The organism is Massilia timonae, assembly GCF_001866515.1.
Classification (GTDB): domain Bacteria; phylum Pseudomonadota; class Gammaproteobacteria; order Burkholderiales; family Burkholderiaceae_D; genus Telluria; species Telluria timonae.
On the sequence record NZ_JRYB01000001.1, the window covers coordinates 590,009 to 612,840 of the forward strand.

A 22,832-nucleotide genomic window follows, 5' to 3' on the forward strand; every position below is an offset into this window, starting at 1 on the left:
CGCGAGCGCACCAACGAAAATCCGGCAGCCAGGCTGCCGGATCGGTCGCCGTGAAGGCGTCTTACATGATGGCCTTGCCCGAAGCGTCCTTCAGGTTGGCTTTCCAGGCGTCCTGCACTTGCTTGACGACGCTGGCCGGCATCGGCACGTAGTCCAGCTCGGCAGCTGCCGGGGCGCCGTTCTTGAACGACCAGTCGAAGAACTTCACGACTTCCTGGCCTTTCTTGGCGTCGGCCTGGCTCTTGTGCATCAGGATGTACGACACGCCGGTGATCGGCCAGCTCTGCTTGCCGGCGCCGTCGGTCAGCACCACGCCGAAGCCAGGGGCCTTGGTCCACTCGGCATTGGCGGCAGCGGCCTTGAACACGTCGTCCGACGGTTGCAGGTCGACACCTTCCTTGTTGCGCAACTGGGTGTGCGACAGCTTGTTCTTCTTGGCATAAGCCCACTCGACGTAGCCGATTGCGCCCTTGATACGCTGTACGTTGGCGGCGACGCCTTCGTTGCCCTTGCCGCCCACGCCCACGGCCCACTTCACGGTGGTGCCCGAACCGATGCTCTCTTTCCATGCCGGGCTGGTCTTGGCCAGGAAGTCGGTGAACAGGAACGAGGTGCCCGAGCTGTCGGCGCGGTGCACGACGGTGATGTCCGCGGCAGGCAGTTTCACGCCCGGGTTCACGGCGGCGATTTCCGGCGCGTTCCACTTGGTGATCTTGCCCATGTAGATGTCGGCCAGCAGCGGACCGGTCATCTTCAGCTGGCCCGGGGTCACGCCGTCGACGTTGACCACGGCGACCACGCCGCCCATGATGGCCGGGAACTGCATCAGGCCTTCCTTGTCCAGCTCTTCCGCCTTCAGCGGCATGTCCGATGCGCCGAAGTCCACGGTCTTCGCCTTGATCTGCTTGATGCCGGCGCCCGAGCCGACCGACTGGTAGTTCAGGCCGGTGCCGGTGGCGGCCTTGTAGCTTTCAGCCCACTTGGCGTAGATCGGGTACGGGAAGGTCGCGCCCGCGCCGGTAATGTCGGCGGCGAACGAGGTCGTCATCACGAGCGTGGCGGCAGCGCCGGCGAGGATCTTCTTGAACATTGTTATTCCTATCTCTGGTTGAGGGATATGTTTTGGACTACAGGAAAAAGAATAGCTGCCGAATATGACCTGTTTATGACTTGACCATGCCCTGTCTTTTCGCTGTCACGCGACCAGTCGGTTGCGGTTTTGCTATCATGGGTTTCCCGTCAAACCCTGGATGACACCGATGCGCACCTTGCCCTGCGTCCTCTCCATCGCCGCCGCCGGCCTGCTGTCGGCCTGCGCCACGCCCGACCGCCTGCCCGACGCCCAGTACACGCTGAGCGAGCGCCAGACCCTGCACCTGCCGCCATTGCCGATCGACCAGCGCCTCTCCCTCACCTACGAGGGCGCCGACGACAGCCGCTGCCCGGACAATGCGCGCTGCATGTGGGCCGGCCAGCTGGCCTACCGCTTCACCCTGCGCATCAACAACATGGCGCAGGGCTTCTGGCTGGTGCAGGGCAAACCCGGCTATACCTCGCCCGGCCTGCGCGGCGCGCGCATCGAACTCGATCCCTCGTTCGTGCCGCAGCCGCGCGGCATGGCGGAAGCGAAACCGGCGTCGTATCCGGTGGTCTTCAATATGTACGGCAGCTGATGGCGCCGCGCCGCCTGCCGCGGGCCGCACTGGCGTGCGTCCTGGCCGTCGCCGTCTCCTTCCAGGGCGTCGCGGCCGCGCCGGTCGCGACCGGCACCGGGGGCGCCGTCGCCACGATCAGCGCGCAGGCCTCGCAGGCGGCGCTCGCCATCCTGAATCAAGGCGGCAACGCGGTCGACGCCGCGGTGGCCGCGGCCGCCACGCTGGGCGTCACCGACCCGTTCAGCTGCGGCATCGGCGGCGGCGGGTTCATGGTGATCTACCTGGCCAGGGACAAACGCGTGATCACCATCGACCACCGCGAGACGGCCCCCGGTGCGGTGGGACCGCGACTGTTCCAGCAGGATGGCAAGCCGCTCGACTTCGAGACGGCGGTCGCCAGCGGAGCGGCGGTCGGCGTGCCGGGCACCGTGCGCGGCTGGCACGAGGCGCTCGAACGCTACGGCAGCATGCGCTTTTCCCAGGTGCTGGCGCCGGCGATCGCGGTGGCCGACGGCGGCTTTCGCATCAACGCCAATTTCAGCAAGCTGGTCGAGCAGAACGACAAGAAATTCCGCCAGTTCGCGCCGACGAGCGAGCTGTACCTGCACAAGGGCAAGGCGCTGCCCGCCGGCACGCTGCTGCGCAATCCCGGCATGGCGCGCGCCTACCGCGAGATCGCGCAAGGCGGCGTGAAGGCATTCTATGAAGGGCCGATCGCGCGCGCGATCGTCGACAGCGTCAACCGGCCGCCGGTCGCGAAAGGGTATGCCGTACGGCCCGGCGCCATGACCATGGCGGATCTCGCCAACTACGAGGCGCGCATCCGCCCCGCCCTGCGCAGCACTTATCGCGGCTACGAGCTGTATGGCATGCCCCTGCCGAGCAGCGGCGGCCCGACGGTGGCGCATGCGCTCAACATCCTCGAGGGCTATGACCTCGAGTCTCTGCCGCGCGCCCGCGCCGAGCACCTCTATATCGAAGCCAGCCGCCTGGCCTTCGCCGACCGCAACGCCTATCTGGCCGATCCCGAATACGTCGATGCGCCGCTCGCCGGCCTGCTCTCGAAGCAGTATGCGGCCGAGCGCCGTGCGCTGATCGATCCGCGCAAGGCCGCGCCGGGCGCGGTGGCGGCGGGCGACCCCTACCGCTATCAGAACGACCCGAGCATCCCCCTGCGCACCCAGCCCGCCGCCGCCGTCAAGCTGGCGCCCGAGAGCGCGCACACCACCCACCTGACGGTGTCGGACAAGGACGGCAACGTGGTGGCGTACACCTTCACCATCGAATCCTGGGGCGGCAGCGGCATCGTGGTGCCGGGCTACGGCTTCCTGCTCAATAACGAGCTCACCGATTTCGACTTCGACGCCAGCGGCCCGCACCCGAACGTGCCCGAAGCCGGCAAGCGGCCGCGCTCGAGCATGGCGCCCACGATCGCGCTCAAGGACGGCAAGCCGGCCTTCAGCATCGGCAGCCCCGGCGGCTCGACCATCATCACCACGGTGCTGCAGACCATCGTGAACCACGTTGACTTCGGCATGCCGATGGACCAGGCGCTCGATGCGCCGCGCATCAGCCAGCGCAATGCGCTCGACACCTCGGTCGAGCCGGGCTTCACGGACACGGCGCAGGCACGCGCCCTGTCGGGCTTCGGCCAGCGCTGGGAGTCGCCGGCCGAAGAAATCGGCGCGGCCAATGCGCTGGTGTTCAACCCGGACGGCACCGTCACCGCCGTCAGCGAGGGCAAGCGCCACGGCGTCGGCACGGCGCTGGTGCAGCGCCGCGGGCACTAGCTGGCGGGCGGGTAATCGATATAGCCGCGCTCGCCTCCCTGGTAATACGTCGCCTCATCGGCCGCCGCAAGCGGCAACCCTTGGCGAAAACGCTCGACCAGATCGGGGTTGGCGATATAGGGAGCGCCGAAGGACACGAGATCGGCATCCCCCGCATCAAGCAGCGTGCGCGCCGATTCCAGCGTCAAGCCGCCATTGGCCATGATCGTCCCGTCATAGAACCGGCGGAAATAAGCCGCCGTGCCGCCCTCGAGCGCCTCGATCGGCGTGCCTGCCAGCTCGCCGGCCGGATGGTAGAGCTGCAGGTAGGCGATCTTCAGCTTCGCTACCCGTGACACCAGGTATTCGTAGGTCGGCAAGGTGTGCGCCGTCGGCTGGAGCTTGCCGAGACCGACGCCGGGACTGAGCTTGAGGCCGATGCGGCCCGCACGCCACTCGCCGATCATCGCTTCGAGCACCTCGAGCGGAAAGCGCGCGCGGTTCTCGATACTGCCGCCATAACGGTCCTCACGCAGGTTGAACGTCTCGTTCAGGAACTCCGGGATCAGGTAACCGACGATGCCGTGCAGCTCGACGCCATCGAAACCCGCCTGGCGCGCCAGCCGCGTCGCCCGCGCATAGTCGCCGATCGTACGCTCGATATCGCCGAGCGTCATGGCCTGCGGGATGGGCGAGGTCTTGAAGCCGTCCGGCGTGAACACCGGTTGCTCGAGGCCGATGGCGGAAGGCGCCAGCGGCAGCCTGCCGCCATGCAGGTCGGGATGCGACGCCGCGCCGCAGTGGCCGAGCTGGACGAAGATCCGCCCTCCGGCGGCATGCACCGCGTCCGTCACCCGCTTCCAGCCTTCGGCCTGCCGTTCGTTGAACAGGCCCGGCACGTGCAACGCGCCGATCGCCTCCTCGCTCGGCCACGTCCCTTCGCTCAGGATCAGGCCTGCGGACGCGCGCTGGCGGTAATACTCGGCCTGCAGCGCGTTGGGGACGAGCCCGGTGTTGTCGGTCCGGGCGCGCGACATCGACGCCATGACGATGCGGTTCGGGAGTTCGAGGTCACCGATCTTGCTTGATTGGAACAGGATATCGCTGGAACGCATTGCTTCCTCCGGTGAGATGTGAAAGGGCCTGACGCCCCTTTCCAGGCGTCGGCATCGCATGTTCCGGATGGTAGCCTCTATGATATGATTTACACCAGTACCCACTTTTTTGTAAGTGTAAAAACGGGAGGCGGCCGAATGAAAGACATCCCCTTCAAGTGCGGCATGGAAGCCGTGCTCGACCTGATCGCAGGCAAATGGAAACTCCTGATCGTCTATCACCTGATGCATGGCGACCAGTTGCGTTTCAGCGAACTGAGGAGACTGGTCGGCGATGTCAGCGAGAAGATGCTGAGCCAACAGCTCAAGGAAATGGCTTGCGACGGCCTGGTGCGGCGCATCGACTTTCGCACGGTGCCGCCCCATGTCGAGTACGCGCTGACCGAGTTCGGCAAGAGTCTGGCGCGGACCCTCCAGCCGCTGTGCGCATGGGGCACCGATAACATGGAGGAAATCGGTGCGATCTCCTCCGCGCGTGCGACGCGCAACGCCTGAAGAAGCCGGCGGCGTCAGATGCCGAGCCCGCCCGCCACGTCGATAACGCCGCCGGTGATGTAGCCGCCGTTCGGGCCGGCCAGGAAATTGACCAGCGCCGCCACTTCCTCGAGCGTCGCGATGCGGCGGATCGGGTGCATCTCCAGGAAAGCGTCGGGCGCCGTCGTGCTGCCCAGGGCCTCCACCATCATGTCGGTCGGCATCGCGCCGGGCTGGACCACGTTGACGGTGATGTTGCGCGGCCCGAGGTCGCGCGCCACGCCCTTGGCATAGCCGATCAGGGCAGCCTTGGTGCCGGCGTAGTCGGCCACGCCGGGGATCAGGGCCAGGGTGCCGTTGCGCGAACCGATGAAGATGATCCGGCCGCCCTCGGCCAGCACGGGCGCGGCAGCGCGCGTGGTCGCGACCGCGCCCATGACGTTGACCTGCCATTGATGGTCGAGTGCGGCGGTGTCGAGCGCGGGATCGTCGACGAGCTGGCCCTTGGCGACCACCGCGGCATTGTTGACGAGGATGTCGAGCCGTCCGAAATGGTGCATCACCGTGTCGACCAGCGGCTTGGCCGCCGCCGTGTCGGCCTGGTCGCTGCGGATGGCCAGTGCGCGCACGCCCTTCGCCTTCAGTCTTTCCACCACGGCTTCGGCCTTGCCGCCAGATGCCACATAGGTGATCGCCACGTCGGCGCCCGCATCGGCCAGCGCTTCGGCGATCACCGCGCCCAGGCCCCGCGAGCCTCCGGTCACCAGCGCAACCTTGCCTTTCAAATCATTCGACATATCGTTTCCTCACGCGTTATTTCGTAACGACCGTTACGATAACGACGAGTATATAATCCGCGGATGGACTGTCAAGCAATTTTTGTAACGCGCGTTATTGAAAAAGCGGAGGTGCGCTGATGGGTCGCCATCGCGAATACGATGTGGAAAAGGTGCTCGACGCCGCGCTGTGCGTGTTCTGGCGCAAGGGCTACGAGGGGGCCTCCTACGCCGACCTGACCGAGGCCGCCGGCGTCGAGCGGCCCGCCCTGTACTCGGCCTTCGGCAACAAGGAAGCGCTGTTCAAGCGAGTACTCGAGCGCTACCACGAGCGCTTCATGACCCATATCCCCGAGGCGCTGGCCAAGCCGACTTCGCGCGAAGTGGCCGCCCACATCCTGTACAGCTCAGTAGAACTGAATACCCGCTATCCCGACCGCGCCGGCTGCCTCGGCATCAACGGCGCGGTCGCCGGAACGGATGAATCGGAACCGGTGCGCCAGGCCCTGATCGGTTTTCGTGCGATCGGCGAGACCCAGCTGCGCGAGCGCTTCGAACGGGCCCAGGCCGAAGGCGACTTGCCTGCCTCGGCCCGGCCGGCCGCTCTGGCGGCATTCGTGATGGCCCTGCTGCACGGCATGGCGATCCAGGCCAAGGCCGGCTTCGAGCGCGAGACGCTCGAGGCGGTGGTCGAGCAGGCGCTGTCGACCTGGCCCGGCGCCTGACCTAGCGCGCGACCAGCTCGCGCACCCGCTGCGCCATCGCGTCGATCGAGAACGGCTTGGTCAGCACCGACATGCCGGGCGCGAGCTGGCCGTGGTCGAGCAAGGCGGTTTCGGCATAGCCGGTGATGAACAATACCTTCAACCGGGGACGCTTGACGCGCGCCGCGTCCGCCATCTGGCGTCCATTCATCATGCCCGGCAGGCCGACGTCCGAGATCACGAGGTCGATGCGCGCGTCCGATTGCAGCAGCGCCAGGCCGCCGGCGCCGTCCTCGGCCTGGAGCACCGTGTAGCCGAGTTCCTCGAGCAGGTCGACCACCAGCGTGCGCACGCTCGGCTCGTCGTCCACCACCAGGATCGTCTCGCCTTGGCCAGCCGGCGGCGCCGCCAGGGCGGGCGCCGCATCGGGGCCCTCGGCCGCGCCGCGATGACGCGGCAGGAAGATGCTGACCGTGGTGCCCTGCCCCACCTGCGAGTCGATGGCCACCTGCCCGCCCGACTGCTTGGCGAAACCGTAGATCATCGACAGTCCCAGCCCCGTGCCCTGGCCCAGCGGCTTGGTGGTGAAGAAGGGTTCGAAGGCCTTGGCCAGCACGTCCGGCGCCATGCCGGCGCCGGTGTCGGCCACCGAGAGCACGAGATAGTCGCCCGGCGGCAGCTCGTGGCTGCGCGCGGCGTCGAGGCCGAGCACCCGGTTGGCGGTGGCGATCGCGATGCGCCCGCCTTCGGGCATGGCGTCGCGCGCATTGATGCACAGGTTCAGCAGCGCGTTTTCGAGTTGCGACTGGTCGACCAGCGCCGTCCACGGCACGTCGCTGTACGCCGGCTCGACCCGCACGCCAGGGCCCACCGTGCGCCGGATCATTTCCAGCATGCCGTCGACCATGGTGTTGACGCAGATGGCCCTGGGCGCCAGCGTCTGGCGCCGCGAGAATGCCAGCAGCCGGTGGGTCAGCGCCGCCGCCCGCCTGGTCGCGCCCTGAGCCACCGCGAGATAGCGCTCGATCTCGTCGGCGCGGCCCTGCCCGAGGCGCAGCTTGATCAGGTCGAGGCTGCCAGCGACGCCGGCCAGCAGGTTGTTGAAGTCATGCGCGAGCCCGCCGGTGAGCTGGCCTACCGCCTCCATCTTCTGCGAATGGCGCAGCTGTTCCTGCGCCCGCTCCAGCTCGGCCTGGCGTTCGCGCTCGACGCTGATGTCGCGCGCCGAGCAGTACACCTTGCGCTCGTCCGGCACCGCCACCCACGACAGCCAGCGCCAGCCGCCGCTCTTGTGGCGGTAGCGGTTCTCGAAGCGCAGCGCGGGAATGCCGCGCTCCAGTGCGCGGCGCCAGACCGCCTCGGTGCCGGCGCGGTCGTCGGGGTGGATGAAGTCGAGGAAAGGCGTGGCGGCCACCTCTTCCTCGGTCCAGCCCAGCGTGGCCTGCCAGGCCGGGTTCGAGGTCTCCATGAAACCGTCGGCGTTGAGCACGCCCAGGATGTCGGGACTGAGCTGCCAGGTGCGTCCACGCGCCAGCGCCTGGGCCAGCACCTTCTGTTCCAGCTGCTCGTTGAGCGCGCGCAGCTTGAGGATCGCCCCGTCGCGCTCGGCCTCCACCGCGCGCCGTCCCTCGACGTCGATCAGCACGCCCGGGAACAGCAGGCCGGTGCCGTCCGGCGCCAGGTCGACCCGGCCATTGGCCTCGATCCAGTAGTACCGGCCGTCGGCGCGCCGCACCCGGTACTGGTGGGCGTAATGGCCGCCGCGCGCGATCACCGTATTGATGGCCTGGGCCAGGCCGGCCTGGTCGTCGGGGTGCACGGTGGCGACCACCTGGGCCAGGGAGAGGCCGGTGCGGCCGATCGCCGGGTCGAGGCCGAAGGCGCGTGCAAAGGCTTCGTCGACGGTGAAGCGGTCGGTCGGCAGGTCCCAGAACCAGGTGCCGATGATGGCGCCGGCCTCCAGCGCCAGCTGGACCCGCTCGGCGTCTTCGCGCGACGCCGATTCGTGCTCCCGCAGCACCGCTTCGTCGGCCGCCTGGCGCCGCTGCCTGAGCACGGCGTCGGTGGTCTCGATGCAGGTGCACAGCAGGCCGCAGATGCGGCTGGCGTCGTCGCGTACGGGACCGTAGGAATAGGTGAACCAGGTGTGCTCGGCATAACCCTTGCGCTGCATGACGAGCGCGAGGTCGTTCATCCGGTGCGATTCGCCGCCGACCAGGGTGCGCTCGACCAGCGGCCCGAGCACGTCCCAGATTTCGTGCCAGACGGCCTGGAACCCCAGCCCCAGCGCGGCCGGGTGCTTGTTGCACAGGATCTCGGCATAGGCGTCGTTGTAGAGCAGGATCTGCTCCGGTCCCCAGACGATAAAGCTCGGAAAGGCCGAGTCCAGCACGATATTGACGCTGGTGCGCAGCGTGGCTGGCCAGGATGCGATCGGGCCCAGCGCCGTGGCGGCCCAGTCGTGATCGCGGATTGCCGCCGCCATGGCGGCGCCGGAAGCGGGAAACACTGCTGGACTACCCATGGAGTCGATCGGTTGCCTGATGGGGTCCCAGGACGTGGTTGCGCGCATTCATGCGGCATTATTGCATGTTTCGCAACGTCGTCGCGCCGTAATCTCGGGCCGACAGGCGATTTTTCGCCGCGCACTCGACTACACTGGCAGGGCGGCGCGCATGCGCAGTCCGACGCGCCGACATCCGATAAGAACACCACCAAGGAGACGCGCGATGACCGATTTTATTACCCTGCTGCCCACCCTGCTGATCGGGGCGCTGGCCCTGATCATGTTCGGCCTGGGCCTGTCCCTCACCGTCGGCGACTTCCGGCGTCTGCTCGGGCATCCGAAGGCGGTGCTGCTGGCGCTGGCGCTGCAGGCGCTGGCATTGCCGGCGCTGTGCTACGGCCTGGTCGTGGTGCTGGACGTGCCGCCCGTGTTCGCGATCGGCCTGATGCTGCTGGCCGCCTCGCCCGGCGGCGTGTCAGCGAATCTGTTCAGTCACCTGTTTGGCGGCAATGTGGCGATGAATATCTCGCTTACGGCGATCAACACGCTGCTATCGATCGTGACCCTGCCGCTGATCGCCAACTTCGCCATCGCCAGCTTTTCGCAGAGCGGCCAGGTGGTGCCGATGCAGACTGCCAAGGTGATGGAAGTGATCGGCATCGTGCTGGTGCCGGTGGCGATCGGGATGGCGGTCAAGCGCGCCACGCCGGGTTTCGCGGCGCGCACCGACAAGCCGATGAAGATCTTCTCGATGGCGGTGCTGGCGGCGCTGGCGCTGATCGCCTTCGCCAAGGAATGGGATGCGCTGACCGGTTCGTTCGCCACGATCGGGCTGGCGGTGGTGCTGTTCAATGCGGCCAGCCTGGGCCTGGGCTACTACGTCCCGCGCATCGCCGGCCTCGACAAGCCGAACGCGGTGGCGATCGGTTACGAGATCGGCATCCACAACTCGACGCTGGCGATTTTCGTGGCGGTGTCGGTATTGGGCGACTTCCGGCTGATGGTGCCGGCGGCGATCTATTCGATCAGCATGTACGTGCTGGCGACGGCGTTCGGGGTGCTGGTGCTGCGGCGCCAGGGCGCTGGCGTGAAGGTGGCGGCGACGGCGAGCCGCTGAAGCAGCGCCTGTGCGGCGGGCGGCCGCACAGGCGCCAATACAGGTCCTTACGCGGCCAGGGCCATGCGTTCGTGAGCGGCACGCGCTCGCACCGGCGCCTGCGCCTGAGGCGCCGCCTGCGCATCGACCTTGAACACGCCCACCATCTGCTGCAGCGCATGCGCCTGGTCCTGCAGCGCGCCGGTGGCGGCTGCCGCTTCCTCGACCAGGGCGGCGTTCTGCTGGGTCGCCTGGTCCATGTGGCTGACCGCTTCGTTGATCTGCTGGATGCCGGCGTTCTGCTCTTCGCCCGCGGCCAGGATCTCGGCCATGATGTCGCTGACGCGGCTCACGCTGGTCACGATCTCGTCCATGGTGGTGCCGGCACTGTCGACCAGGGCGGTGCCGGCCTCGACGTTGCTGACCGAGGCGGTGATCAGTTCCTTGATTTCCTTGGCCGCCGCCGCCGAGCGCTGCGCCAGGTTGCGCACTTCGCCGGCCACGACCGCGAAACCACGGCCCTGCTCGCCTGCACGGGCGGCTTCGACGGCCGCGTTCAGCGCCAGGATATTGGTCTGGAAGGCGATGCCGTCGATGGTCGAGATGATGTCGACGATGCGCTTGGACGAGGCGTCGATGGCGCCCATGGTCTGCACCACTTCCGCCACCAGCTGGCCGCCGCGCACCGCGACTTCGGACGCCGAGCGCGCCACGTTATTGGCCTGGCGCACATTGTCCGCATTGTGCTGCACGGTGGTGGTCAATTCCTCGAGCGAGGAAGCGGTTTCTTCCAGGCCGCTGGCCTGGGCCTCGGTACGGCTTGAGAGGTTCATATTGCCGGCCGCGATCTCGCTGCTGGCGCTGGCGATCGACATGCTGCTGTCGCGCACGCTGCGCACGGTGGTGGCCAACTGTTGCTGCATGGTGGCCAGGCCCTTGAGCAGAGCGCCCATTTCGTCGTCGCGGTCGACCTGCACACGGGTGGACAGGTCGCCATGGGCCATCGCATCGAAGTGGCCGAGCGCATGGTCGAGCGGACGCATGATGGCGCGCAGCAGCAGCCACGACGACACCGCCGCCAGCAGCACGCCGAGCGCCACGCTGGCGCCGGAGATCCACATCAGCATGTCGAACAGGCGGCCGCTCTCGTCATAACCCCGCTTGGCGGTACTCAGCTGGTAATCGTCCAGCGCAACCGAGGCTTTGTCGAAGGCGCCGTACAGGGCCGTCATTTCCGTCATCGACAGCGCTTCGATGCGCTCGACGTTCATCTGCTCGACGGCGCTGGCCAGCGCCAGCATGCCGTCGTTGATGTAGCGGGTGCGCTCGACCTCCAGGTTCTTGGCCAACGTCGCTTCCTCGCCGTCGCGCGGGAGGGCGAGGTAACGCTGCCATTCCTTGTTCGAATCGTCGATGAAGCCCTTGGCGCGGCTCAGGGTCTTGCCGACGTCGGCCGCGTCCGGATGGAACACGGCGCGGTCCAGGCCAAAGCGGGCGCGGTTCAGGAAGTTCTTGGAATTATTGATCGCGATGCTGGACGCCAGCTGGTTTGCGTACACCTCTTCCAGCGCGGCATGGTCTTCACGCATGCCGTAGATGCCGAGCAGGCCGACGGCGATGATGAGGAAGCCAAGCATGGCCATCGTGGCGATCAGCCGGAGGCGCAGTGTCAATTTAAAAAGCATGGTTGCCCTGAAGATGAAGGTTTTTTCGTAAGTAAGTACGTCAGCGAAACCTTATCTTCAGCACGACTTTTTTTCAGCAAAAACCGAAGTTTAGTATCAATATTACAGGATTCTGGTTGTTGCGCAGCAACAAAGAGAACGACCGATCGATCCTTTTGGACAACTCGGTTAATGAACAGATCACATCGCACAATGCTACTTTACCGCGTCAATCCAGCCTTCCCACCGGATAATCAAATGAAGCCGGGAGCATGGAACGCCAGGTGCGGGCCATCAGGACGGTGACCAGCAGTAACGAAAATCCGGCATTACTCGAAAAAAGACGGTAATACCGGGTACCACCCAGTCAGTCCAGCCGTCCTGCCGGAAAAGCGAACGGCGCGCCTTCCACCAGGCGCAGGCGCCGGTGCACCAGCAAGCCGGCCGCGACGATCGAAACGATGGTCGCCGATGCCCAGAACGGCAGATCGAACACCATGAACAGGATGGCTCCCGCCAGCGGGCCGATGAGGCTCAGGCCGACCGCGAACAGCCAGTAAAAAACGGCGCTCCAGGCCGGCGCGCGGGCATGGTCGCGCAATGCCAGTGCAATGGCCGGCGAGGTCATGCAGCACATGCAGGCAGACGCCGCCAGCGCATTGCCACGCGCGCCGGCAACCAGCGCCATCAGGACGGCGGTGGCGCTGACGAAAATCCAGATCGTCAGTCCCTGGCGTAACAGTCCATGCGCCAGCATGCGGTTGAAGCGCTGCGCTTCGGCAGGCATCGCCGGCGCCAGGCGCAGCAAGGCTTGCTCGTTCTTGCTGCGCGCAACCAGGGACGGCACCGAACCGGCCTGGAACAGGAAAGACAGGAGGATCAGCGCGGTCATGGCGGAGCTGGATGGTGCGAGCACCTCCGTCACGTCGGCAGTCGTGACCGAGCGGCCAAAATAGGTCAGGGCAGCGAACGTCAGTCCCGCAATCGTCGCGCTCGCCACCGTGGCAGCCACGATGTCCGGGCCAAGCGCGCGCATCAGCAGCGCACGTGGCTCCCGGCGCGCAAGGTCGCGTCCCAGCGTCAGCCCATGCCACGCGTATCCGGCCAGGCCGCCGGAATGAAAGCTGTTACTGCCCTTGCCGAGCGCTCGCGCGCGGTGCGCGAGCATGTCCCAATGGCGATCGCCCGCCCGCGGCAGCAGCGCATGCGCGACCAGCAGCCCGCATGGGATCATGGTCGCCACCACCACCGCGGTTGCCGCCGGAGTGCGCAGCGCATCGAGCAGCCACGGCGGCGCCAGCTTGCCGGCCAGCGATGCGCCCAGCAACGGCAGGACCATGATCCAGCCGCCTTGCACGCCGCCCATGCCGGCCGCCACGCCCAGCGTCATCGCCATGGCCAGCAGCAGCATCGGCGCCGGTCCGTCCTGCAGCACGAGCAGGCCCGCCGTCAGCACTGCCATTGCGCCACCCCATAGCAGCACCGTCAGCTCGAACAGGCGCGCGCGCATGCCGGGCGCCAGTTGTGCGCTGGCCGGAGTGTTCAAGCCGGTCGCCCCCGGCACGAAGCACATGGTCCACACAAACAGCATGATGATGGCCGGCGTGCACAATACCGAGGCGATGACGCCGGACATGCCGAAGCCGAGCGCGCCCATGATCATGGCGAGCAACGTCATCACTCCCATCGACAACAGCAGGATCGTATGGGCGGCTGGATGAGCCTGTTCGATCGCCGCATGCCACAGCAGCCCGTATTGGCCAAGACGACCAGGGTGGCCCGGATAGCCGGTACGCCCGATCATCGGGTCACCTCGATGAACAGGTCTTCCAGGCTGCGCGGCGTACGCGCATCGGCCGCCACGTGGTTGGCAGCGCCGTCGAGCAGGTCGTCGAGGTCGCCTTCGAGCACGATGCGGCCGTCCTTGAGGAAGGCGACGTCCAGCGCCACCCGCTCCAGGTCGGTGAGGATGTGGGTCGAGAACACCACCGTGGTGCCGCGCTCGATCACGCCGTCGATCAGCTCGGCCAGGAAGTCACGCCGCCCGGCAGGATCGAGGGCGGACACCGGCTCGTCCAGCACCAGCAGCTCGGGTTCGTGGGCCAGTGCGCGGATGATCGACAGGCGTTGCTGCTCGCCGCCCGAGAGGCGCCGGATCGGCTTGTTGCGCAGCGCGATATCGATGCCCCAGCGATCCAGCAAGCCTGCCACCCTGGCATCGTTCCAGCGCGGATACAAGGCTTTGAAATAGGCCAGCATCTGCAGCGGCGTCATCCATTCGAACAGATCGGATTTCTGCGGCACATAGCCGATGCGAGCGCGGGTCGCGTCCGACAGCGCGTCAAGCGGCTCACCGAACAGCCGGACACTGCCACCGTCGATCTCGCGCAGGCCCAGCAGGCATTCCATCAGGGTCGACTTGCCGGCGCCGTTGCGTCCCAGCAGGCCGATCACCTGGCCCTGCCCGACTTCCCAGTCGAGGCCATCGAGGACGGGCTTGCTGCCGAAGCGCTTGGCGACGCCGCGCATCAGGATCGGGGATGCTGTCATGCTGATTCCTTCAGGATTTGGGTAAACAGGGTAAGGATGGCGTCGGGATCGAGCTCGAGCTCGCGCGCCTCACGCGCGGCGCGCTCCAGGGTCGGGCGCAGCAGCGCCAGGCGCTCGCCGGCGTCGCTGACGCGGCGCAGGCGATCCGCGACCACCATGCCGACTCCACGCCGACGCTCGAGCACGCCCTCCAGCTCGAGCAAGCCGTAGGCTTTCGACACGGTCATCGGGTTGACCGCAAGCTGCAACGCGGTCTCCCGCACTGAGGGCAGCGCGTCGCCCGGCGCCAGCTGGCCTCCTGCCGCCATGCGGCGCACCTGATCGACCAGTTGCCGGTAGATCGGCTCGGTCGAACCAGGGACGATCGAGAACAGTTGGGGAGTGTGGCTGGTCATCGCGTATTGGTGTATTAGTTCATTGATACACTAGACCCCGATGGCTGCCTTGTCAACCTCGAACGGAATTTCATGCGCCATGGGTAAGCGCTGCAACCCGCAAAAACAGGGACGAAAAAAAACCGGAGCCTTGGCTCCGGTCTTCATTCCGCGCAGCGGATTACAGATGCACCGTAATCTGCGGCATCAGATCGTCGAAGGTACGGCCATTGCCGTTCTCGCCGATCGCATGCATCTTCCACTCGCCGTTGTGGCGGTACAGCTTGGCCATGATCTGGGCCGAGTGCGAACCGGTCACCGACAGGTTGAAGCGCGCCACCTCTTGCTGGTTGGCGGCGTTGATCAGGCGGCAGTAGGCGTTCTCCACGGTCGAGAAGTTCTGGCCGGTGAAGCTGTTCACCGTGAACACCAGCGCCTTGACGTTCGCCGGCACGGCGTTCAGGTCGACATTGATCTGCTCGTCGTCGCCATCGCCGGCGCCGGTGCGGTTGTCGCCCGAGTGCGAGATGCTGCCGTCGCGGCTCTTGAGCTGGCGGAACCAGACCGTATCGATCGCATTGTTCGATTCGTCGAACAACACCACCGAGGCGTCGAGGTCGACAGCCTCCGACTTGCCGCCGCCGAAACCGAAGAAGCCCTTGGACTTGATCGCGTCCCAGCCCAGACCCATGGTCACGCGGGCGAGGCCGCCACCGGCTTCCTTGTCCAGGGAGATCTTCTGTCCCTTTTGCAGATTGACTGACATGTTATTCCTCCTTATTTTGCGGGCGCCTGCATCCAGGCCTTGAATGCGGTGCGGTTGCGCGAACACACATATACCTTGCCACGACCGGAGAAGCGCAGGACCATGCCCTCGCCGCTGGTCTGGCTGTTGATCAGGTTGCCCAGGAAGCCGCCGCTGGTGCCGGTCGTGATCGAGATCTCGTAGCGCAAGGTGCTGTCCCAGCACACCACGTGCGAGTTGTCGATGATCGCGTCCTTGCCCGGCTCGACCTCCAGGACCGACATGGAACCGAAGCCCGACACCACCACCTGGCCCTGGCCGCCCGTCTCGGTGACGAAGAAGCCGCCGCTCTGCGCGAACAGGGCGTTGCCCAGGCTTTGCGTGCGCACCCGCAGGTCGACGCCGGACGTGGCCGCAACAAAAGCGCCGTCGCTGATGATGTAGTTGTTCGGGCCGACGTCGACGATCTGCATCGCGCCCGGCAGGGTCGGCGACAGCAGGCAGTCGCCTTCGCCGCGGGTCGCTTCGATGTGCTGCTGGAAGAACGACTCGCCGTTGGCGAAGGTGCGCATCAGCGCGCTACCGAGGCCGCCCTTCATCTTGCCCTTGAGATCGAGGGTCGATTCCATCATCACCATCGCGTCGGATTCGCAATAGATGGTCTCGCCCTGCTTCATCGACACATGCAGGAAGGGATCGACGTCCCCGGTCACGGTAAATACTGGCATTTGGCTTCCTTTCATAAGGCGGTCCATGGACCGCCCCTACATTACCTTAAACGTTCACGCCGTAGTTGCGGGCCAGTGGGCCCAGGCCGCCGTTGAAGCCCTGGCCGATCGCGCGGAATTTCCAGTCGGCGCCGTTGCGGTACACCTCGCCGAAGATCATCGCCGCTTCGGTCGAGCTGTCTTCCGACAGGTCGTAGCGCGCGACTTCCTGGTTGGTGGTGTTGTTGACGCAGCGGATGAAGGCCTTGCCGACCATGCCGAAGTTCTGGCGGCGTGCTTCGGCGTCGTGGATGGTCACGCCCAGCACGACCTTGTCGACGTCGGCCGGCACCTTGGTCAGGTCGATGGTGACGAACTCGTCGTCGCCTTCGCCGGCGCCGGTGGTGTTGTCGCCCGAGTGGACGATCGAACCGTCGGCCGACTTCAGGTTGTTGTAGAAGATGAAGTCGCTGTCCGAACGTACCTTGCCCGACGAATTGAGCAGGAACACGGCGCCGTCGAGGTCGAAAGCTGCGCCATCGGTTGCGCGAATGTCCCAGCCGAGGGCGACTTTCAGCGAAGTCAGGCCCGGAGCTTCTTTCGACAGGTTGACGTTGCCGCCTTTTTGCAGACTGATTGCCATGATGAGACTCTCCTAGTTAGTGAACACCGGGTTGCAAACGCAGCGAGCTGGTGTTCAGCCGCTCGCCGCGGATTCTGTATTGCGTCGTTACGCGCCGCCTTCCACTGCGGCGTGCTTTTTCTTGTACTGCAGCGAACTCCACAGCGAAGCCAGGATGAAGGCCACGCCGACGCCGCCGGTGATCAGCTCTGGCACATGCCACTTCATGCTCGCCAGCATGATCACGGCCAGGATGCCGATCGCGTAGTGCGCACCATGCTCCAGGTAGACGTATTCGTCCAGCGTGCCCTTGCGCACCAGGAACACGGTCATCGAACGCACGAACATCGCGCCGATCGCCAGGCCCAGCATGATGATCACGACGTCGCTGGTGATCGCGAAGGCGCCGATCACGCCGTCGAACGAGAACGAGGCATCCAGCACTTCGAGGTACAGGAAGCCGCCGATACCGCCCTTCTTGACCGCGTCGCCGACGGCGCCGGCTTCGGACTCGCTCTTTTCCAGCATGCTGCTGAGCATGTCGACACCGACATAGACCAGGATGCCCCACATACCTGCGATCAGGACGACCATCTTCTGCGCTTCTTCAACATAGGTCATGCTGAACAGCAGCGCGGCGATCGCGATCATGACGGCGATCGAGGACACCTTGCCCAGCGCGCCGATCTTGGCTTCGAAGTTGCCCAGCCAGTGGGTTTCCTTCTCGTCGTCCAGCATGAAGTTCAGGAACACCAGCAGCAGGAACATGCCGCCGAAGGCCGCCACTTCGGCGTGGTGGTTGGTCAGGTGGGTCGAGAACGCCTTCGGATCGGTCAGCGCCAGGTTCCACACTTCAACGGCGCCCAGGTCCGCGGCCACGGCCACGATCACCAGCGGGAACACCAGCCGCATGCCGAACACGGCGATGATGATGCCGACGCCCAGGAACAGCTTGATCCAGAACTCGTCCCAGCCCTTGAGCACCGAGGCGTTGACCACGGCGTTGTCGAAGGACAGCGAGACTTCCATCACCGCCAGGATGGCCGCCACGCCCAGCGCGGTGAACGCGGCGCTCATGCCGCCATGCTCGAAGCCCCACCATGCGGAGAGCGCGAGACAGACTGCGGTCACGATGAATGACCAGGTAAAGTACTTCATAAGTTTTTCCCTCTTATAAAAGTTATACGCCAACAGTGTCGGCGAGCTATATTGTAAAAGCTTGGCGCTTATTGAAAAAGCGAAGATAATCGAAATATTACTTCCGAAAAACAGAAGCCATGAACCACGCGCCACCCAATTTCCGTCACCTTTATTACTTCTGGGTGGTTGCCAAGGAAGGCAGCATCACGCGCGCCGCCGAGCGCCTTGGCCTGGCGATCCAGACTGTCAGCACACAGCTTACCTTGCTTGAACAGGCGTTTGGCAAAGCACTGTTCAATCAGCAAGGCCGGCGCCTGAACCTGACCGAGGCCGGTCGCCTGGCGCTGTCCTATGCCGACCAGATCTTTCTTCTGGGAGAACAGATGCAGGAAGCGCTGGACGCCTCGGACAGCGCCCGCATCCGGCTCGCGGTGGGCATTTCGGATTCGCTGCCCAAGTTCACCGCCTACCGCATGCTCGAGGTGACGACCCAGCTCGCCATTCCGGTGCGCCTGGTGTGCCATGAAGACGAGTACGAAGCCCTGCTGGGCGACCTGGCCCTGCACAAGCTGGACGTGGTGCTGACCGACCGCGCGGTGCCGACCGGGACCACGCTGCGCGTGTTCAGCCACCTGCTGTCCGAGAACGAGATGTATGTGGTCGGCGCCCCGGCCCTGGCCAAGAACTACCGCAAGGATTTCCCGGCCTCGCTGCACGGCGCCCCGATCCTGCTCCCGACCCGCAACAATGCCCTGCGCGGCAAGATCGACGACTGGTTCGAGCGCCATGCGATCCGGCCCGACGTGGTCGGCGAGTTCGAGGACAACGCCCTGCTCAATACCTTCGGGCGGCGCGGACTCGGCCTGTTCTTCACCCCGGCGGCGCCGGTGGCCGACATCAAGGTCCAGCTCGGGGCCGAGCTGGTGGGGCGGGTGCCCGAGGTGCGCGAGCACTTCTATGCGATCTCGAACGAACGCAAGATCAAGCATCCGGCGGTCGAGGCCATCCTGGCCGCCGTGCACAAGGAAGCGCTTGACAGGGAATAAAGACAAGTCAGGTTGTACAATGACCCCTGGCTTTGCCTTTTGTTAATACAAAACCAGTATGGAAAACATTTTATTTGTCGTTCTCGCCTTCTTCCTGGTGGCGCTGAACGGCTTCTTCGTGGCGGCCGAGTTCAGTATCGTCACGCTGCGCAAGACCCGCGTGCGCGCGATCGCCAAGACCACCGGCCTGCGCGGACGCATCCTGGCCAAGGTCCACGGCCAGCTCGACGCCTACCTGTCGGCCTGCCAGCTCGGCATCACCCTGGCCTCGCTGGGCCTGGGCTGGGTCGGCGAACCGGCCTTCGCCAGCCTGCTCGAGCCGGTGTTCGCCTTCCTCGGCGTCACCTCCGAGGAACTGATCCACGGCGTGTCCTTCGTGGTGGCCTTCTCGGTGATCTCGTTCCTGCACATCGTGGTCGGCGAACTGGCCCCCAAGTCGCTCGCGATCCGGCTGCCGGAATCGGTGGCCCTGTGGTGCGCGATGCCGCTGTACGGCTTCTACTGGGCGATGTACCCGGCGATCGCCGTGCTCAATGCCAGCGCCAACGCCGTGCTGCGCATGGCCGGCCTGGCCGGCGCCGGCGGTCACGACACCCACTACTCGCTCGACGAGCTCAAGCTCATCCTGCGCACCAATACCAACACCACCACGCCGGGCGAGCAGATCACCCAGGACGACCGCAACATCCTGGCCCAGTCGCTCGACTTCAGCACGCTGCAGGTATCCGAGCTGATGCGGCCGATCAACGAGGTCAGCGCCCTGTACGCCAGCCGCTCGCTGGAAGAAAACCTGGAAACCGTGCGCCGCAACCGCTTTTCGCGCTACCCGTATTTCGACGAGGAAGGCGAGGAAGTGCTGGGCATCATCCACCTGAAGGACCTGTATTTCGCGCTGCAGGCGGGCCGCCCGGTCACCGACCTGACGCAGTTCCTGCGCCCGGTCGAGTCGATCTCGGCGCGCACCCCGGCCCAGGACATCTTCCGGCGCTTCCGCGGCGGCGCGCCGCACTTCGCCCTGATCGGCGAAAAGGGCAAGCGTCCGGTCGGCTTCGTCACCCTGGACAACCTGCTGGGAGCGATGGTGGGCGAGATCCGCGACGAGTTCCGGATGAACGAAAACGACTGGCTCAAGCAGACCGACGGCACCTATATCGGCAAGGCCAGCCTGCCGATCTTCTCGCTCGAACGCCTGCTCGGGATCGACATCGACAACGAGCAGATGGGGCTGGAAGACGTGGAATCGGTCGGCGGCCTGCTGATGGAAAAGCTGGGCGACATCCCGAAGCAGGGCCAGCGCATCGCGTTCCCGCATTTCGACGTCGTGGTCAAGAAAATGAACGGGCCACGCATTTTGCTGGTCAAAGTCATACCGCAATTGACCCGCTTAAATGAAAACGACGAGCGCGATTGAAATGTTTACGCCCCTTTGCACCCTGATTGCATGCTGCCTTTGCTGACTTTGCAGACAAAAAATGTTATTTTCAGTGCATGGCTGCGTGAAAATATTAGAAGGCATTAAATGTCCGTCAAGACTCGCAACAACGTCCACGTGACCGGCCAGGGAGCGGCCACGATGGTGTTTGCCCACGGTTTCGGCTGCGACCAGACCATGTGGCGCTTCCTCGCGCCCTGCTACCAGGACCGGTTCCGCGTCATCACCTATGACCTGACGGGCTCCGGCGGCTCCGACTTGGCGGCCTACGACCGCGCCCGGTACGCGTCGCTGCACGGCCATGCCGACGACCTGCTCGAGGTCGTGGAAGAGTTCGCCACCGGACCGGTCGTGGTGGTCGGCCACTCGGTCAGCGCCATGATCGGGATGCTGGCCACCATCGCGGCGCCCGGGCGCTTCGCCGCCCAGGCCATGATCGGCCCCTCCCCCTGCTACATCAACGACGGCGACTATGTCGGCGGCTTCAGCCGCGAAGACATCGGCGAGCTGCTCGACACCATGGAAGCGAACTACCTGGGCTGGTCGCGGAGCCTGGCCCCGGCCATCATGGGCGCGCCGAACCGGCCCGAGCTGCGCCAGGAACTGACCGACAGCTTCTGCCGCAACGATCCCGAGATCGCGCGCCACTTCGCCTGCGTCACCTTCCTGTCCGACCACCGGCCGGATGTGCCGAAGTCGACCGTGCCGGCCCTGGTCCTGCAGTGCAGCGACGACCTGATCGCGCCGCGCACGGTCGGCGAGTGGCTGCACCGGCACCTGCCCAGCAGCAGCCTGGCCGTGATCGACAACGTCGGCCACTGCCCGCACATGAGCGCGCCGACCGCCAGTTCGCGCGCGATCGACGTTTTCCTGGCGCAGACGCTGCGCTGACCTTCGATGAACGCCGCCCTGCCCGCCGTCGATGCGTTTTACGAGCAGGCGGCGTGCGGGCTGCTGGCGACCGATGCCGACGGCATGATCGTGCGCGCCAACGCCACCATCCACGCCTGGCTCGGCGCGCCATCCGATGCCCTGACCGGCAAGCTGCGTTTCTGCGACCTGCTGTCGGTCGGCGCCCGCCTGTTCCACCACACCCGCTGCGTGCCGCTGCTGCAGCGCGAAGGCGCGGTGAACGAAGTCCAGGTCGACCTGCTCACCCTGGACGGCCGGCACCTGCCGGTGCTGCTCAACATCGTGCGCCATCCCGGCGCCGACGGCGCCTGGCTCGACCACTGGGCCGTGTTCAGGTCGAGCGGACGCCACGCCTACGAACATGCCCTGCTCGGCGCGCGCAAGGTGGCCGAGGAAGCGCTCGAGGCCCAGCGCGCGGCCGACCTGCAGCTGCAGGCGCTCAACCTGCAACTGACGGCGGCCGACCGCCGCAAGGACGAATTCCTGGCCACCCTGTCGCACGAGCTGCGCAATCCGCTGGCGCCGATGCGCAGCGCGGTCGACGTCTTCAAGCTCAAGTACGGCAGCGGCGCCGACGAGCGCCTGCTGCAGGCCTTCGACCGCCAACTGCGCCACCTGACGCGGCTGGTGGACGACCTGATGGACGTCTCGCGCATCACCCAGAACCGGATGCGGCTGCGGCGCACGGCGGTCGACCTGGCGCCGCTGGTTCGCGGCGCGGCCCAGGACATGGCCCCGGCCATGGCGGCGGCGCGCCATACGCTGCGCCTGTCCGTTGGCGACACGCCGCTGGTGGTCGACGGCGACGCCACGCGCCTGGCGCAAGTGGTCATCAACCTGCTGGCCAATGCCGCCAAGTACACGCCGGACGGCGGCCTGATCGACGTCGAACTCACCTGCGCGGACGGCCACGCCGAACTGCGCGTGCGCGACAACGGCATCGGCATTCCGCCGGACGCGCTGGGCGCGGTATTCAATATGTTCGCCCAGCTCGAACCGGCCCTCGACCGGGCCAGGGGCGGGCTCGGCATCGGGCTGGCGCTGGCGCGCGGCATTGTCGACCTGCATGGCGGCGCGATCCTGGTCGAGAGCGCCGGGCCCGGCCTGGGCAGCGAATTCACGCTGCGCCTGCCGCTGGTCGCCGGCTGCGCCGCGCCGGAAGCCGTCGCGGAACCGGCCGCGCCGGTCCCGCCCAGGCGGGTGCTGGTGGTGGACGACAACTTCGATACCGCCGAGACCATGGCGCTGGCGCTGGAACTGTTCGGCTGCGAGACGCGCATGGCGCACACCGCGGCGGCCGCGCTGGACGTCGCGGCCGAATTCGCGCCCGACGTCGCCCTGCTCGACATCGGGCTGCCCGACTACAACGGTTACGAACTCGCGCGGCGCCTGCGCGCCCTGCCGTCCGGCCTGGACATCACGCTCGTTGCCGCCACCGGCTGGGGCCAGGACAAGGACCGCACGCTGGCGCTGGACGCGGGCTTCGATCACCATTTGACCAAGCCGATCGATTTCGAGCAGCTGCGCCTGCTGTTACGATGAGCG

General features: G+C 66.0%; 21 protein-coding genes. 9 read left to right on the forward strand and 12 right to left on the reverse strand.

Annotated features, from left to right (window positions below):
* Window positions 1-61: 61 nt before the first annotated feature.
* Complete coding sequence (pstS, locus tag LO55_RS02565; RefSeq protein ID WP_071360324.1) at window positions 62-1,090, reverse strand: phosphate ABC transporter substrate-binding protein PstS; 1,029 nt, start codon at window positions 1,088-1,090, stop codon at window positions 62-64.
* Window positions 1,091-1,259: 169 nt separating this feature from the next.
* On the opposite strand from pstS, the gene LO55_RS02570 reads away from it, so the two are divergent.
* Together LO55_RS02570 and ggt are read left to right on the forward strand one after the other, a co-directional pair.
* Entirely contained in the window at window positions 1,260-1,673 is a 414-nt protein-coding gene (locus tag LO55_RS02570; RefSeq protein WP_071360325.1) for a hypothetical protein, read from the forward strand.
* Window positions 1,673-3,445, forward strand: coding sequence for a gamma-glutamyltransferase (gene ggt, locus LO55_RS02575; protein ID WP_071360326.1), 1,773 nt, complete (start codon window positions 1,673-1,675; stop codon window positions 3,443-3,445). The genes LO55_RS02570 and ggt overlap by 1 nt, the downstream gene beginning before the upstream one ends.
* On the opposite strand, the gene LO55_RS02580 is transcribed toward ggt, so the two are convergent.
* Window positions 3,442-4,539 carry an alkene reductase gene (locus tag LO55_RS02580; RefSeq protein ID WP_071360327.1) on the reverse strand — a complete coding sequence of 366 codons (1,098 nt, stop codon included), beginning with the start codon at window positions 4,537-4,539 and terminating at the stop codon, window positions 3,442-3,444. The two genes, ggt and LO55_RS02580, sit on opposite strands and share 4 nt — an antisense overlap.
* Window positions 4,540-4,677: 138 nt before the next feature.
* Between LO55_RS02580 and LO55_RS02585 the strand changes: the two genes are divergently transcribed.
* Window positions 4,678-5,034 (forward strand): winged helix-turn-helix transcriptional regulator, encoded by a 357-nt coding sequence (locus LO55_RS02585; protein ID WP_071360328.1) that lies wholly within the window; start codon window positions 4,678-4,680, stop codon window positions 5,032-5,034.
* Window positions 5,035-5,048: 14 nt separating this feature from the next.
* On the opposite strand, the gene LO55_RS02590 is transcribed toward LO55_RS02585, so the two are convergent.
* On the reverse strand, window positions 5,049-5,810 hold the full coding sequence (locus LO55_RS02590; protein ID WP_071360329.1) for an SDR family NAD(P)-dependent oxidoreductase: 762 nt from the start codon (window positions 5,808-5,810) through the stop codon (window positions 5,049-5,051).
* A gap of 119 nt (window positions 5,811-5,929) precedes the next feature.
* On the opposite strand from LO55_RS02590, the gene LO55_RS02595 reads away from it, so the two are divergent.
* Window positions 5,930-6,514, forward strand: coding sequence for a TetR/AcrR family transcriptional regulator (locus tag LO55_RS02595; protein ID WP_071360330.1), 585 nt, complete (start codon window positions 5,930-5,932; stop codon window positions 6,512-6,514).
* Window position 6,515: 1 nt separating this feature from the next.
* Here the strand turns inward: LO55_RS02595 and LO55_RS02600 are convergent, their stop codons facing one another.
* Window positions 6,516-9,017: a hybrid sensor histidine kinase/response regulator gene (locus LO55_RS02600; RefSeq protein WP_071360331.1), complete on the reverse strand. Its 2,502-nt coding sequence runs from the start codon at window positions 9,015-9,017 to the stop codon at window positions 6,516-6,518.
* Between the two features lie 205 nt (window positions 9,018-9,222).
* Between LO55_RS02600 and LO55_RS02605 the strand changes: the two genes are divergently transcribed.
* Window positions 9,223-10,116 (forward strand): bile acid:sodium symporter family protein, encoded by an 894-nt coding sequence (locus LO55_RS02605; RefSeq protein ID WP_071360332.1) that lies wholly within the window; start codon window positions 9,223-9,225, stop codon window positions 10,114-10,116.
* Between the two features lie 47 nt (window positions 10,117-10,163).
* Here the strand turns inward: LO55_RS02605 and LO55_RS02610 are convergent, their stop codons facing one another.
* From LO55_RS02610 to LO55_RS02645, 8 genes are all read right to left on the reverse strand, one after another.
* Window positions 10,164-11,780 carry a methyl-accepting chemotaxis protein gene (locus tag LO55_RS02610; RefSeq protein ID WP_071360333.1) on the reverse strand — a complete coding sequence of 539 codons (1,617 nt, stop codon included), beginning with the start codon at window positions 11,778-11,780 and terminating at the stop codon, window positions 10,164-10,166.
* A gap of 346 nt (window positions 11,781-12,126) precedes the next feature.
* Entirely contained in the window at window positions 12,127-13,563 is a 1,437-nt protein-coding gene (locus LO55_RS02615; RefSeq protein ID WP_071360334.1) for a hypothetical protein, read from the reverse strand.
* Window positions 13,560-14,309, reverse strand: a complete 750-nt coding sequence (locus LO55_RS02620; RefSeq protein ID WP_071360335.1) for an ABC transporter ATP-binding protein — start codon at window positions 14,307-14,309, stop codon at window positions 13,560-13,562. The genes LO55_RS02615 and LO55_RS02620 overlap by 4 nt, the downstream gene beginning before the upstream one ends.
* Window positions 14,306-14,704 (reverse strand): GntR family transcriptional regulator, encoded by a 399-nt coding sequence (locus LO55_RS02625; RefSeq protein WP_071360336.1) that lies wholly within the window; start codon window positions 14,702-14,704, stop codon window positions 14,306-14,308. Before LO55_RS02625 ends, LO55_RS02620 begins: the two co-directional genes overlap by 4 nt.
* Before the next feature lie 160 nt (window positions 14,705-14,864).
* The gene (locus LO55_RS02630; protein WP_071360337.1) at window positions 14,865-15,449 is read right to left on the reverse strand and encodes a TerD family protein; all 585 of its coding nucleotides are present in this window, start codon (window positions 15,447-15,449) and stop codon (window positions 14,865-14,867) included.
* 11 nt (window positions 15,450-15,460) lie between these two features.
* The gene (locus LO55_RS02635; RefSeq protein WP_005668141.1) at window positions 15,461-16,156 is read right to left on the reverse strand and encodes a TIGR00266 family protein; all 696 of its coding nucleotides are present in this window, start codon (window positions 16,154-16,156) and stop codon (window positions 15,461-15,463) included.
* 46 nt (window positions 16,157-16,202) lie between these two features.
* Window positions 16,203-16,778 carry a TerD family protein gene (locus tag LO55_RS02640; RefSeq protein ID WP_071360338.1) on the reverse strand — a complete coding sequence of 192 codons (576 nt, stop codon included), beginning with the start codon at window positions 16,776-16,778 and terminating at the stop codon, window positions 16,203-16,205.
* A gap of 87 nt (window positions 16,779-16,865) precedes the next feature.
* On the reverse strand, window positions 16,866-17,915 hold the full coding sequence (locus LO55_RS02645) for a DUF475 domain-containing protein (RefSeq protein WP_071360339.1): 1,050 nt from the start codon (window positions 17,913-17,915) through the stop codon (window positions 16,866-16,868).
* A 119-nt stretch (window positions 17,916-18,034) separates the two neighbouring features.
* Here LO55_RS02645 and nhaR point away from each other — a divergent pair, with 119 nt between their 5' ends.
* From nhaR to LO55_RS02665, 4 genes are all read left to right on the forward strand, one after another.
* Complete coding sequence (gene nhaR, locus LO55_RS02650) at window positions 18,035-18,943, forward strand: transcriptional activator NhaR (protein WP_005668138.1); 909 nt, start codon at window positions 18,035-18,037, stop codon at window positions 18,941-18,943.
* A gap of 58 nt (window positions 18,944-19,001) precedes the next feature.
* Complete coding sequence (locus tag LO55_RS02655) at window positions 19,002-20,354, forward strand: hemolysin family protein (protein ID WP_071360340.1); 1,353 nt, start codon at window positions 19,002-19,004, stop codon at window positions 20,352-20,354.
* 108 nt (window positions 20,355-20,462) lie between these two features.
* Window positions 20,463-21,266, forward strand: a complete 804-nt coding sequence (locus LO55_RS02660) for an alpha/beta fold hydrolase (protein ID WP_005668136.1) — start codon at window positions 20,463-20,465, stop codon at window positions 21,264-21,266.
* Between the two features lie 6 nt (window positions 21,267-21,272).
* Window positions 21,273-22,829, forward strand: a complete 1,557-nt coding sequence (locus LO55_RS02665; RefSeq protein ID WP_071360341.1) for a hybrid sensor histidine kinase/response regulator — start codon at window positions 21,273-21,275, stop codon at window positions 22,827-22,829.
* Window positions 22,830-22,832 lie beyond the last annotated feature (3 nt).